The organism is Ruegeria pomeroyi DSS-3 (assembly GCF_000011965.2).
Lineage (GTDB): Bacteria > Pseudomonadota > Alphaproteobacteria > Rhodobacterales > Rhodobacteraceae > Ruegeria_B > Ruegeria_B pomeroyi.
This window is the reverse complement of record NC_006569.1, coordinates 121046-135232: the sequence shown is the minus strand read 5'-3', so window position 1 is coordinate 135232 and position 14187 is coordinate 121046. Positions and strand designations below refer to the sequence as shown.

The following is a 14187-nucleotide window of genomic DNA, read 5'->3' as shown; positions in this document are numbered from 1 at the left end:
CTAGAAATACTTCTGACTCAAACGCTGAATGTCTTCCGCTGTCACCACCGGTGCGGGTTCTTCGGAAATACCCGCCCAATTGGCGTCTTGCAGTTCGCTGCGCAAATCCTGGTATCGGTCTTCCTGGTCGGGGTTGCGGGAGGCAAGCTTCCGAAGGTCCAGATACTCAACGACCTTTTCGTCGAAATCCACCGTTCTGGCGTTTTGGACCCCAAGCGCCTCGCCCTGCATCAGATCGGTGGCGCTTCGACCATAGGTCTCGCGAGTGGGCCGGACTAGCTGGAACTCCCCATCGTCGATACGGCGGAAAATCCGTACCTCGTCTGCCGTCACCGACGACACGATCAGGGCGGAATGGGTCGAGGCGATGACTTGCACGTTCGGGAAAATATCCTTAACCAAGGTCACCACACGGCGCTGCCATTCCGGGTGTAGGTGAACGTCGATCTCGTCGACAATCACCGTCGCCGCGACCTTTGACGGGTCTTCGTCCTCGCCGGAGATGTCGTGCAGCCTCTGCAACAGAACCCCGACCCAGTTGAAGATCGCCGACATGCCCTGGCTGAGCTGCTCGAACGGCACCTCGCGTTCGACACCGCCGTCGCCCGGCGTGCGGATTGAGAGCTTAAGGACGTTGGCTTCGGACAGCGGCGCGAAACCGACGACACCGCCGGGCATGATCTGGGATACTATCGAATCCAGAGTCTCGGCCAGCCGCCGGTTCTTCGCATCGCCGCCGCGCGCTGCGCTAAGCACGTTCACGATCCACTGTTTCAGGTTGAGCATCCGGTCATCGACGCTGCCCAGAACAAGGGGATAGACGTCCTGCGGCCCGGGCGGCTGCTCGTCAAGTTCGCGCGGTCCTGCCGGTTCGCCGCTTGGCGCGCCGCGAAGCGCCGGGAAGCCAAGCACCAGAAACTGTCCTGCGGCGAGTGGCGAAATCTGCCGCGACGTGACGATGACCTTCCGGTCTCTCACCAGCCGCACCTCGATCTTTCGTGTGCCGACACTCAGCGTAACCCGCCCGCTTTGCTTGCCCAGTTTCAGAAGTGACCCCGCCCGCGCGGCGACAAGGGGATCGCTGGCCGAGAGCACCAGCGCAATGGCCCGCAGGATCACGGTTTTTCCCATTCCGTTTTCGCCAGTGATGATCGTCCATGGCTCGCCATGCACTTCCGCTGTGTCATTCGGTATTCGGCCCGTGGGAAGGTCAATCTCAAGCGTATTGAAGGGGCCGATGTTTTCCAGTTCCAGTCGCGTGAGCGGCTGCCACGCTAGAGGGTTCGCCCGATCTTCCTCGGGCTGCCGGTATTGGCCAAGGTTCCGCGCCTGCTGAAGCAGGTCGTCGATGAAGTTCTTTACCTGCGCGTGGTCGCCGGCCGGGTCGTATTCCAGAAGCTCGATCCCGTATTGCTCGAGCGGACGGACAAACAACTCATTCTCGTAGGATGCCGGGACAAGCGCGAAATGGCGGCCCTGCGTGACTTCCAGATACGGGTTCAGGGCGGTCAGGTATTCCCTCAGCGAAATCGGGCTGAGGCCCAGGAACAGGAAGGTCCGTGTCTGCAAGAGAAGCGTCAGTTGACGGCCGAATTCCGGGCGTTCTTCCAGGAGCTTTCGGAATTCCTCGAAGGTCAGCACGATGTTCTCACCGCTGGCCTCGGTCAGCCCGCCCCATCCGCGCAGAAGCAGCTTCTCGCCCGCCTTGATTGCCTGACGCATTTCATCCGTGTCTTCGGGGTTCAACCGCAGGAACGGCGGATTGGCCGCCAGGAAATTCTCGTCGGCCATGTCGTCCCAGACCAGGGACAACGCGCCCGACCAGCCAATTCGCGAAAGCGTCTCGTAAAACCCGGTGTTGCGCCGCATATCGGCGAAGATGTCCTGCACCGCCTCGATCAGCGCCGGGCGCGAGACCTGATCGCTCAAGGCTTCGACAATCGCGGAAAAGCGGTCGGGTTCGACCACGCCCTCCTCATTGGCGCTTGTGGCGTATTGGATGTTCTGGCGCAGCCGGTCCGATATCTGCGTGTCGAACCTGTCCACGAGACGCAGAATCAGCTCATGCGAGGTTGGCAGCCCGGCCTGCGCCGAAGCCCCCGAGCCGAAGGCGACCATCGCCGTCTTGTCCGCCAGGGCGTCCAGCAAGGCCGGAGGCACGGGCGGGCGCGGCACGTCGAGGGGCGGAATGCTCGTCGATTGGCGTTCCGGCTGGTCGGTCAGACGCTCGGCCCTGAGTTCGGCCTTCTCCAGCCGGGTCTGAAGTTCCTGCAATCGTAGGGAAGCTCTGCCGCGGTCGCGAATCCGCCGGATCGTCCGAAGGTAGAAATAAACCCACGCCGCAAGCAGGCCGGCGAAACCGCCGATCAATGCGCCGAGCTTCGTGTTGTCAAATACTCGGTATTGCAGGCTTATCGCGTTCGATGCGCGCGTGATCGACGAGGGATCCGCGTTGGTATCGCTCCGGTGAACGACCCTGACGGGGACGGCCTGGTAGAACAGCGACAACGAAACGCCGTCTTGCGCGGCGACTTCCTCGCCCAAGACCTGAACGTCGCCAAAGGATTCCACGTTCCACACGAGTTCCGAGTGGGTCTTGATCGACTCCATGGTGGTATTGTTGGCGGACAACACGACACTGTTGGCGGACGACACGATACCAACCGGCGCGGTGCCGGATCCCGGAACCACGGCAAGACCGCGCCAGTAATTGTCGACCATCTCGGTCAGAAACTGGCGTTCCTTGCCTTCGGGAACCTGGAATTGCGGGACTACGAAAAATATCTCGAGGGAACCGGACGCCGTTTCGTTCCGGTGCAGTATCGGGGTGGAAAAATCGTCGAGCCGAAAGCGCGAGATGCTGTAGGGAGCTTCCGAAACGGATTGCGCCTGCGGCACACCTGTGCCAGCCAGCGCAACAAGCACCGCAAACGACAGAACCGCAAAAACACGAAACCTCATCCCGTGAACACCTTGCATTGAGCCAGGCGAAAGGCGTCAGCCAAGACCATCGCCCCCCGCAGCCTTTCTTTCCACCACCAGCCGGTCCTCGGGATCGCGTGCATAGGCCACCGGGATCGCCCAATCCATGCTTTGACCGTCTTTCTCGTAGTTTGCCGAGATCCGCGCCTCGCGGACAGATTGCGCGATCGTCTTGCCGTGGGCAAGGTATTCGTAGATCGTGCGCGCGAAGGCGACCGCCGCATTGTCCCCGACCGGAAACTGGTTGGCCACGACATTAGGCACGCCGCGACCGAACAGATCTTGCGCCACCCCAGCCAGCGAGGTTGTTTCCACGCCGGAAGCGCGGCGGCTGCGCCCGGTGTCGCAGGCGTTCAGGAAAACCAGCCGAATGCCCCGGCCCGACAGGATTTCGCGCAGGGGCCGCCCTCCCAAGGGCCTAGAATTGCCGGTCTCGTCCTCCAGCACCAGACCGGATTCACCCGATTTAGTGTTCCAGTAACCGTGCCCGATGAAGTGGACCACGTCGTAATTTCCGGTAGCGATTTCGTGGTGCAGGTTACGCGGCGTCGCATTCTTCCGGATTTCGAATTCGATAAGCCCGTCCCGCTGCAGTTCGGTTATCGCCTTGCGTAGCTTGGCAATCTCTTCCGTCGCAGAGACCCGTCTCTGATCTCGTGGTTCTGAGGTTGCGATCAGTATCTTCAGGCTTTCCCGCGGGCTCAGTTTTTCGACCGGGGTCTGTGTCAGGACGTTGCGGATGAAATGCACGTCCTCGGTGGCAAGATAGGTGCCGCGTTCCGGGTCGCGAGCAAATTCCCAAGGCATGTCGAAGACCCAGTGGATCATCGAGGTGAAGATGACGAACAGTTTGTCGTGCTCTCGTGAACGGGCGACGTCGTACAGTCGGCGAACTTCCTGGGGCAACAGCGTTTCGAACAACAGTTCGCCGAAGATGCGTAGTTCATCCGGGCTCAGTTCTCTGGCGCGCGGATTGCCATCGAGGACGCTTTGCACCCGCCGGTGAAAGCCGAACAACTTGCCCCATCTCTGGCCCATCTCGGCCGCCATGGATTTCAGTCGCTTGTCCTCGGTTTCGTTGCCCGTCTTGGGTGGGAGATGCGCTTTTTTTAAGTAGAAGGGCACCATGACGCGGGCACCGCCATACGCGGCATAGAGAAACGGCGTGCCGTGACCGTCTTCGGCCTCTTCCTCCTCGACGCGCGGAAAACCCATCCGGGTGATCTGCTCGGGGTCGAGCACGATAAGTTCGAAGACCGATGAATTGGGATGCGCCGCAAGCCGCCGCGCGGGAGCCTTCCGGGGCGCAGCGGCCTCCGCGCGGTGCAGCACGGTCTCAAACGCGGGCAACTCTGCGACCTGCGGTTCCACCTCCTCTGCCATGGCTGGCAGCACGGCACCGTCGGCGCTGCGCGAGACCGGCAGCGCCCGTGCCAAGTCCAACTCTGGAAGGTGTTGAGGTGCGCCGGAAAGGGCGCGCAGCACGAACTGCAGCGTCTCGGCTCGGTCGAAGAAGCTGATATGGGTCACCTGACGCGGGCCTGCGGGGATATTCCCGCCGGGGCCGTAGGCGCCGATCTGATCCTTCGGGATGAAGTCCGGCACCCGGTCGATGCGCCAGCCCCCGGAGGTCGGAACCACAAGGTCGTTGGCCTCGTCGAAGAACCAGTCGATGCCTAGATCGAGCGCCCTTGCCCAGAGCTTGCCGTTGGGTTCGCAGTTCGACACCAGCGCGGAATATTGCCCGGGCGCCGGAGAGGGCGGGGATTGGAGTTGCCGGATCTGCGCGCCGGTCATGTTCATCGCGTCCAAGCCCTCGGCGGCGGCGACGCCGACCTTGGCGAACCAGGTGACCCAATGCATGACCAGAGCCGCGTTCGAGGTTATCGGATTGGGCGGAAAGAGATCGAGGAGGTTGGCTAACCAGCCAAGGGTGCCCTGCCAGCGGTCGGGCGTGGCTAGTTGGGTGCCCTCGTTCGGGCAGGCGACAAGGGCCGCCCTCTGAAGTCGGAAGCGTTTGCCCTGGGACAGATCGCCTTGCCGCTCGTTCAGTGTCCGAAGGACGAGGCCGCCGCGCGAATGGGTGACGACATCGCAGTCGATACCGCCGCTGGGCAGCGTTTTCAGGATGTCGCTTGCATTCTTCTCCGGTGTGACGCTGACCGAATAATGGTCGAAGCCATAGATGGCGTTGCCATAGGTCCTCGCAAGTTCGCCAAAGAATTCGGCACTCGCCAGATCGCCAAAACTGCCGTCGGTGGTCGAAAATGTGCCGTGGATGAACAAGAGCGCCCGCCCGTTCGGGCCGGGCTTAATCCGTCCGGACACGGGCGCCAGATTCAGTCGCCCGTTTTCGATGGAAAGCTGTTTCATGCCCGGTTCGCGTCCCAGCAATTTCCAGATCGCGGCCTCGGCAAGGTCCACGGTCTTCTTCGCGATGAAGTCCTTGACCTTGATGACGATCGCATCGACCACGGCGTCTTTGATGTCGCCGACGATGCCCCTGCGCACATCCTTCTCCGCGTAGAACGAAATCGGCGCGCGGAATTCGATAGCGTAATTCCTGGTGCGCCGCGTCCGCAGGGCCGAATTCGACCGCTTGCCGCCCGCGCCTATTTCCTGGCCGCCGATGAACTGAATGGCCCCCGAAGGATGTCGAACGGCAAGGATATAGTCCGCCCCGTCGTCCACATCCAGCCGCACCGCGATCTCGTTCGGCCCGGCGGAGCGCTTGGTCGGACGGACGACGTGCCGCTGCGCTTCGACGACTTCGAAGACTTTCCGGACTTCCGGCTGCGCGAAGAGGCCGGTCAGGGGATCGTCGGCCCCCTGTCCTAGACCGCCGCGCCTGACATGGTGGGTTCCGGCTTCTTCAACCTCGAAGGATTCGCTGCTTTGCCATGTAATTTTTGTCATGCCACCCAAAGCCATCTCTGCGGACTGTCCGGGGCGCAGGCACCGAAACTGCCGCCGCAAAATTTCTGCCAGTTGACTGAACCGGCGCTAAATAACTAACTCCAAATGTATAAGCTACGAGGTCGTGCTTGTTAAGCCTGCTGCGCTAGGTACTGGAGTAAGCCGAAACCGACGGCCTCATCGATCGAAAGTATTGGCAAATTTCCCGAGAGTTTATCCTTGGGCGGGGCTCTGTTGCACAAATCCGTGAGGGATTCATCTCGTGAATCCAGCATGGTAGCTGTGAGGCATGAGCAGACCGACACCTCCTACCTACAAGACCAGGAACTGGCCGGCCTACAACAAGGCGCTCAAGCGCCGGGGCTCGCTAACGATCTGGTTCGACCCCGCCATGACCTGGGACGCCGCGCCAACCGGCAAGCGCGGGCGGCAGCCCGACTACAGTGATGCTGCGGTCCAGACCTGCCTGACGATGAAGGTTCTGTTCGGGATGGCGCTCAGGCAGACAACCGAGTTCGTCGAGAGCCTTTTGGGCCTGATCGACCTGGACTGGGCGGTGCCCGACTTCAGCACGCTGTCGCGCCGTCAAAAGACCCTGAAGGTCAATATCCCCTATCGCGGATCAGACGGCCCGTTACACCTTTTGATCGACAGCACGGGGATCAAGGTCGAGGGCGAAGGCGAGTGGAACGCCCGCAAGCATGGCGGCACGAAACGGCGCGTCTGGCGCAAGATCCACATCGGAATTGACGAGAAGTCCTTGGAAATCCGGGCCGCCGAGTTCACCACCAGTGAGATCGGCGATGCGCCCATGCTGCCCGAACTGCTGGACCAGATCCCGCCCGAGCAAGAGATCGGCAGCGTCACCGCCGACGGCGCCTTCGACACCCGCAAGTGCCATGAAGCCATCGCCGCCCGAGGGGCCGCCGCAATCATCCCGCCCCGCAAGAACGCCAAGCCGTGGAAACCCGACACCGCCGGGGCCATCGCACGAAACGAGATCCTTCGGACATCGAAGCGCGTCGGGCGGACCATCTGGCGACTATGGAGCGGCTATCACCGACGAAGCCGGGCCGAGACCAAGATGCACTGCGTCAAGCTCCTGGGTCAGCGTCTGACCGCGCGGGACTTCGACCGTCAGGTCGCAGAGTTCCAGCTCCGTGTTGCCGTCCTGAACGGCTTCACCGCGCTCGGCACGCCCATCACAGATGCTATGGGATGACTCTGTCCGGGGAAAGGGGAAGCCCGGCCCTCAGCTGATTTGTGCAACAGAGCCCTTGGGCGGCGGAAATGTGCGGTTGCGCCGTCTTAAAAGACCCGGGAGTCAATGCTGTGAACGCCTTCTTTCTGTCTTGGTCCCAATTAGGTTATGAGTTGCAGCGAATATCCGGTACCCGTCCAAATGCTTTTCGCCGCGGTCGCGAACGCCAGAGAGTGGACATTCGTAACAAAAGTCCGAAGGGCAGCAATGTCCCGCACAGCCGACCTTGGATGTCTTGGCCCAACAAGTGATTTTTGCGACAGTTTCTGCACCAGCGAAATCAGGAGGTTATGGTGTGGAGAATTCTGTGGGCTCAAATGGCACATTGTCACTGAGATAAATCATGCGCGATCCTGCATCTTACTGGAAAGCGTTCCCCGCTGTCCTGGCCAGTGACCACAGCTCCTACGAGTTTTCACCAAGAATGCGCGCGATCCTGCGTTTTTCGGCCTCGACCTCGTCTTCGTCCCAATAGCCGATGATGACACCCGCCATCAGATCCGGGTCACTTTCACGAAGAACCGGGTCCAAGGCCCGATAGGCCGCGTCGCTTTTCGTAATCCGCTGCCGAGTGTTGCGGTGCCATGCATCCAGCGCGGAGGTAAGACGTTGCCGGACCTCTTCTGCCGACGGATCGCGGCCCAGGTCCTTCAGCTCGTCCGGGTCGACCTCAAGATCGAACAGGATAGGCGCAAAGCCCATGACTTCGACCAACTTGTAGCGACCGTCGAAAACCATCGTCGCGCGGCAATCCTGAATGTCGCGACCCAGCTTTAGTCGGGCGGGAAGGTTCGAGTAATCGAGCTCTGAGAACACATACTGTCGGTCCCATGAACTGTCGTCGTCGTGCAAAAGCGGCAACAGAGACTTGCCTTCGAGGATATGCATGGGCGGCACGCCACCGGCATAGTCCACGAATGTGGGGGCAAGGTCGATCATCTCGACCAGAGCATCCGAAACCGTTCCGCGGGTCGCATCCGCCTTGTCCGAAGGGTCGTAGATGATCAGCGGGACCTTCGCGGCGGCCTCGTAGAACAGATACTTTTCACCCATCCAGTGATCGCCCAGATAATCGCCGTGATCCGCCGTGAAAACGATCATCGTGTTCTCATCGAGGCCCCGTTCCTGCATGAACGCAAACAGTTGCCCCAATTGGTCGTCAATCTGCTTGATCAGCCCCATGTAGGCCGGGATCACCTTCTCGCGCACCTCGTCGCGGGCGAAGTTGCGGGAATAGACTTCTTCCGTCATCGCCTTGAAGAGCGGATGGGCGGCCTTCAGTTCTTCGTCGCTCCTGACGGCAGGTTTGACGTCATCGGGCCCGAACATGTCATGATAGGGCGCGGGCACGATATAGGGCCAATGCGGTTTGATATAGGACAGGTGGGCACACCAAGGCCGCCCGTCCTTCTCCGCCGCCTCCATGAACTCCATCGCGCGGCGCGTCATATACGCGGTTTCCGAATGCTCTTCGGGCACACGCGCGGGCTTGTCGGCATGGGTCAACAACCATCCGCTCTGGTTTTCTCCACCCTTGCCTTCCGCCGAGTTGGCCCAGAATTCCCAGGGGTTTTCGGCCTGAAAACCTGCATGGCGCAGGTAGTCGTTGTAGGCCGGTTCTTTCTTGCGATATCCGGTGGGGTGAACGCCGTCGTCCCGGTCAAAGGCGTCGAACCCGCCTTCGCCAACGCGCGCACCGATTTCGGAGTCCGGGTCGATCCCCAGGCGTTTCATCCCGTCCAGATCAGGGCGCATATGGGTTTTCCCGATCAGGACATTCCGCATCCCCACATCGCGCAGATGGTCACCCAATGTCGGCTCCCCCACACGCAATGGGATACCGTTTTGCGTGGACCCGTGCGACCGCACGTAACGCCCGGTATAGGCCGACATGCGCGATGGCCCGCATACCGTCGCCTGAACATAGGCGTTGGTAAAACGCACGCCGCGCTTGGCCAGCTTGTCGATGTTTGGCGTATTCAGGCGCTCATGACCATAACAGCTGAGGTAATCAAACCTCAGCTGGTCACACATGATCCACAGAATGTTGCGGTTTTGGGTCATGGATTCCGTGCCTGTAGATGAAAAGGCCGCCGAGCACGAACCCGGCGGCATCCGGTTTAGTTGCCTGCAACCAGATCGTCGATGATCTTGAGGACCTTGATATCGCTTTCGATCTGAGCTTTGGCCTCTTGTGCAGACTTCCAATAGATGACCGCGCCGGTGTTCGCCGCAAGTTCTTTCGCTGCATCGGAATTCAAGGCCTTGATCGCAACCGCCTCGATTTTCTCCCGAACGTCTGCCGGTGTGTCCTTGTGAACAAACAGACCGTTCCAGGTGGACAGGTCGAGTTCTGGTGCGATTTCTCCCATCGTCGGCACATCCGGCATGATCGAGATACGCTCGTTCGTCGCCGAGGCCAGGATTTTCAGATTGTCGAGGCACGGGAAGATCAGCTGTGCCGTCGTCGAGATCACGTCAGCGTCACCCGATGCCAATGTGTTGCAATCCAGCGCATCGAACGCGGCCTCGGACGAGAATTCAAAGCCAAGCTGCCGCGATACTGCGATCATGTGGCGGCGCGGAATTGAGCGTTCGCCGAAGTGTCCGAACAGGACGCTGTTGTCCTTCGCATGGGTGGCCAACTCCTCCATCGTGGAATAGGGGGCATCGCCCTTCGCGGCCACGACAAACGGGTAGGTCAGGAAGATGCCAATGGGTTCAAAGGGGTCGGGCTGCAAATCCGGAATACCAATTGTGGGCCCGACAACCGGGACGCCGATCACAAAAGACCCGATCGTATAGCCATCCGCCGGCGCGTTTGCGACCGACACCGCTCCCGGGAAAGGGCCGCCGCCGCCGCCCGGTTTGTTCACGACCGCGGCCGGAACACCATAGGTGTCCTGAAACTCATCGGCGATGATCCGCGTCAGCAGGTCCTCAAGGTCCCCCGGCGGGAATGGAATGACAAACTCGACCGGTTTTTCGGGATATTCCGCAACCGCAGCGGTTCCCATCAAACTTGCGCCAAGCGCTAGTGCTGAAAATAGCTTTTTCATTCAGACGTCCTCTCTGTCGGCTGGTGGATGTGCGGTCTTTGTGCCGCGCATCCTTGGTTATTGGTCTTCGCAAACATGATACAGGATTTTATTTTATATGTAAACCTTCGCATTTGCATAGACATTGACTCAAAGTCAGAACCCCTCGGGGGCAACCTTGCCTTCGGCTGCATCTTCGGGTTCACCATCGGCCGCCTTCTGCAGACGCGACCTGTGCTCAAGAATGAGCGCCCGATAGTGATTTCCGATCACGAACAGGATCAGCAGGATCAGGATCACAGAGATCGGACGATTGAACCAATCCAGCGGCTCTTCGATCCGCGCCATCGCGCTGCGGAGTTTGACCTCCATGATGGCCCCGAGGACAACGCCGAGAATAATCGGCACAATCGGAAGATTGAGTCGCTTCAGGATCAGGCCGAATATCCCGAAACCCGCCGCCATCGCGCAATCAACGGCAGAGTTCCGCATCGAGTAGACCCCGACGAAGCTCAGCACCAGGATCATCATGCCCAGGAACCGGGTCGGAATCTGGGTGATCTTCAGCAGCAGGTTTGTGGATGACAGCAGGAAGATGATCACGATCACGTTCAGCAAAAGCATGGCCATATAAAGGGCCATCACGAAGTCCAGTTCATTCTGGAACAGTTGCGGCCCCGGAATGACGTTGTGAACGTAGAAGACCGACAGCATCATCGCCGTCAACGCTTCGCCGGGAACACCAAGCGCCAAAAGCGGAATCATGGCCGCCGCAGGCACCGCGTTATTGGCGCATTCCGACGCCACGAGCCCCTCGGGAGACCCGTCGCCAAAGGCTTCCGGTGTCTTCGAAGTCTTCTGGGCATATGTGTAAGACAAGAACTGGGCTGTGAACTCACCAACGCCTGGAATAGTGCCCATCATCACGCCGAGGCTCGATGCTACGCTCGCGACCCGTTTCAGCCCCAACAACTCGGCAAATCCGCCCCAAAGACTTCCCTCGACGCGAGCCGATTCCGGCTCCTTTTCTTGCTCAAGCAAGAGCATCAACGCCTGACTAACAGCGAAGAGGCCAAGAACGATAACAATCAGATTGATGCCACCCGTCAGCCAATCCTGACCAAAGGTGAAACGATGGGTGTACTTGGCGGATTCAAGTCCCACCGTGCTCAGGAATATCCCGAAGAACGCCATCATGCCCGCCGCCATGATCTGCCCGCGATGGGCCAGGATCACCAGTATGATGCCCAGAAGGGCGGCAAGGAAGATCTCGCGGCTCCCGAAATTCGGGGCAATCCATGCGAGCACCGGCGCCAGCAATATCAGGCAGATGATCGCAAAGATCCCGCCAAAGAAACTGGCCGAATAGGCAAGCGAAAGCGCCCGATGCGCCTGCCCGCGTTTGGTCATCGGATACCCGTCATAGGTGGTCAGGGCGTTGACCGGTGTACCCGGCGTGTTGAGCAGGATCGCGGGGATAGACCCGCCGTACATCGAACTGCCGTAGATCCCCAACAGGATCGTCAGTCCGACAATTGGTTCAAATGCGAAGGTGGCCGGCAGCAGGATTGCAATGGCGACGGCGGCTCCGACACCTGGGATTGCACCGATGATCACGCCACCGACGGACCCCACGAGCAAAGCAACCAAGACCTGCCATGACAGAAGGATTTGAATTCCACCAAGAATAGCTTCCATTGTTCAGACCCTCACAGATAGACCATGGCGAACGTGCGAATGGCGTCCGGCAGATGTTCATAAATTTGTCCCGGCGGGATTTTCACCTGCAGTCCTGCGCGAAACACCAGGACGACCGCAAAGCCGAAGAACGCTGCGAAACCAAGGGCTTGCTTGCTGCGATATCCCAGCCGGATTGTCAGAAAGACCGCGAACACGATTGTCGACAACAGGTAGCCGACGATCGGGACGCACCAGACATAGATCAGGAAGTAGACCACATATTCACCGGAGCGGATCCAGAATGCCCCTTCCTTTAGGCGCCCGGGAATGCGTGGAGATACCAGCGAACCGACCAGATGCAGCCCAGCGAACAGGGTCATCCCTACAACGGCGACGGTCGGCCAGAACGCCGGCTGGGCAACAGTCTTGGCATTGTCCAGCCATTGCGCCTGATCCCGAAGGTTGAACAGAAGGAACAGGCAGAACCCAAGGAAGATGTAGGCAAAAACCAGGTCTCCCGGCCTGCGGTCTCTTCGAAAAAGCTCCTGAAAAGTCTTCAATCTGGTCATGGTCTTTTCCTCCCTAGAAGAATGATTTTTTCCCGAGCTAGGCGTATGCCCCCGACAACAAAGCACCACATCCTTTCACCTCGGCGTGCAGACCGAGGGACTTGAGCATCTGATGGGTCGTTGCAACGGATGCAGAAAGCACCGGAATGCCGCATTCGTCCTCGACCTTCTGGATTGCCGCGAGCGATGGCATTTGCACGCAGGCCGACAGGACGAGCGCGTCGATGTTCTTGAGGTTCACCCGCTTGTAGATTTCCAGCAGGTTTGTCGGGTCCTGTGCCGCGACTTCGAGGTTGTCGGGGATTTCCAGCGCGATGCTGTCGGAGACTTCGACGCCTTCGGCTTCGATATACTCCGCCACCAAGTTGGTCAGCGGGCGCATGTAAGGCGTAACGATCGAGATGCGCTTTGCTCCCATCAGATGCAGCCCATCGACCAGCGCCCCGGCCGAGCTGACCACCGGCGCGGGGTGGCCATTGTCTACCGTGACCTGATGCAGCCGCGCCTGGCTTTCGCGGTGGTATCCCTTGCCCATCGACATGATTGCGACCAGGCAGGCGTAGCCCATGACGTCGACCGCGCCGTCGCTGAGTTCAAGCGCGCAGCGGTCGCTGTCGTGGTCCATTGCCTTCAGCTCCTCCTTGGTGACCTTCTTCATCCGCATCCGGCTGGAATGGAACGAGAACCGCTCGGGGAATTGCGCCTCGCGGGCACGCATCATGGCGGGGATTTCGCGCTCCATCGTCAGGTTGGACGAGGGCACGATCTGCCCGATGCGCAGGGTCTTGTGCATGTTGTCCTGTATCGCGCTCATGTCAGTCTCCGATCTTCACAACCGGGTTGCGCAGCACGCCGATCCCGTCGACGCCGCATTCGATCACATCGCCGGGCCACATCCATTCCTGCGGATCGCGCCCCGCGCCGACGCCTGCGGGCGTGCCGGTGGCGATGATATCGCCGGGTTCCAGCGTGATGCCCGACGAGATATCCGCGATCAGCGTCGGGATATCGAAGAGCAGATGGCGCGTGTTCGAGCGCTGCTTTTCCACGCCATTCTTGGTCAGCCAGAGGTCGAGGTTGTGCGGGTCCGGCACATCGTCGGCGGTGATGATCGCCGGGCCGAAGGGGCAGAACGTGTCCTGACCCTTGGAGAAGATCCACTGCCCGGCACGGCGGTTGTCGCGCGCCGAGACATCGTTGATGACCGAGTAGCCAAAGACGTGGCTCATGGCATTATCCTTGGCGATCCGGGTGGCGCGCTTGCCGATGATCACGGCCAGTTCGACCTCCCAGTCGAGTTGTTGGGTCATGGCGGCGTTGTGCTGGATGCCTTCACCACTGGCGATCACGCTGGTGGGCGGCTTGGAGAAGACCACCGGCTCTTTCGGCAGCTCCTTGGAGGTATCGAGCGATTTCGCGCTTTCGGCGACATGTTCCACATAGTTCAGCCCGATGCCGAAGATGTTCTTGCGCGGGCGTGGGATCGGCGCGAGCAGCCGAACGTTCTCCTCGGGCACTGCAAGCCCGGCGGGGCGCGCGGCGTTGGTCGCGTCAAGCGCACGGGTGATCGCGGCCAGCGCATCCGGCCCCATGTCGATCAGATCGAGCATGCTGTCCGGCAGGGCTTCGCCTGCAGCTTCGCCCAGCCATTCGACATCGACAACCTGTCCATCCACGACGACGCCAAGGCGTCCTTCTCCGGCGGCACTATCGCGATAAGTTACGAGTTTCATTGTTCTTT

The 14187-nt window shown here is 60.2% G+C and carries 9 protein-coding genes; 1 reads left to right on the top strand and 8 read right to left on the bottom strand.

What is annotated here, in order from left to right:
• The gene (locus SPO_RS20455; RefSeq protein ID WP_011241907.1) at window positions 1–2961 is read right to left on the bottom strand and encodes an AAA family ATPase; all 2961 of its coding nucleotides are present in this window, start codon (window positions 2959–2961) and stop codon (window positions 1–3) included.
• Window positions 2962–2997: 36 nt separating this feature from the next.
• Window positions 2998–5898 carry a CHAT domain-containing protein gene (locus SPO_RS20450; RefSeq protein WP_051420469.1) on the bottom strand — a complete coding sequence of 967 codons (2901 nt, stop codon included), beginning with the start codon at window positions 5896–5898 and terminating at the stop codon, window positions 2998–3000.
• A 289-nt stretch (window positions 5899–6187) separates the two neighbouring features.
• On the opposite strand from SPO_RS20450, the gene SPO_RS20440 reads away from it, so the two are divergent.
• Window positions 6188–7120: an IS5-like element ISSpo9 family transposase gene (locus SPO_RS20440; protein WP_011241905.1), complete on the top strand. Its 933-nt coding sequence runs from the start codon at window positions 6188–6190 to the stop codon at window positions 7118–7120.
• A gap of 444 nt (window positions 7121–7564) precedes the next feature.
• Here SPO_RS20440 and SPO_RS20435 read toward each other — a convergent pair whose 3' ends face one another.
• The 6 genes from SPO_RS20435 to SPO_RS20410 form a co-directional block, all read right to left on the bottom strand.
• Window positions 7565–9223: an alkaline phosphatase family protein gene (locus tag SPO_RS20435; RefSeq protein ID WP_011241904.1), complete on the bottom strand. Its 1659-nt coding sequence runs from the start codon at window positions 9221–9223 to the stop codon at window positions 7565–7567.
• Window positions 9224–9279: 56 nt separating this feature from the next.
• Window positions 9280–10218: a tripartite tricarboxylate transporter substrate binding protein gene (locus SPO_RS20430; protein WP_011241903.1), complete on the bottom strand. Its 939-nt coding sequence runs from the start codon at window positions 10216–10218 to the stop codon at window positions 9280–9282.
• 135 nt (window positions 10219–10353) lie between these two features.
• Window positions 10354–11895 (bottom strand): tripartite tricarboxylate transporter permease, encoded by a 1542-nt coding sequence (locus tag SPO_RS20425; RefSeq protein ID WP_011241902.1) that lies wholly within the window; start codon window positions 11893–11895, stop codon window positions 10354–10356.
• A gap of 11 nt (window positions 11896–11906) precedes the next feature.
• Window positions 11907–12446, bottom strand: a complete 540-nt coding sequence (locus SPO_RS20420; RefSeq protein WP_011241901.1) for a tripartite tricarboxylate transporter TctB family protein — start codon at window positions 12444–12446, stop codon at window positions 11907–11909.
• Window positions 12447–12483: 37 nt separating this feature from the next.
• A complete protein-coding gene (locus tag SPO_RS20415) occupies window positions 12484–13260 on the bottom strand; it encodes a maleate cis-trans isomerase family protein (protein ID WP_011241900.1) in 777 nt (258 codons plus the stop codon).
• 1 nt (window position 13261) lies between these two features.
• A complete protein-coding gene (locus tag SPO_RS20410) occupies window positions 13262–14179 on the bottom strand; it encodes a fumarylacetoacetate hydrolase family protein (protein WP_011241899.1) in 918 nt (305 codons plus the stop codon).
• Window positions 14180–14187: the final 8 nt, after the last annotated feature.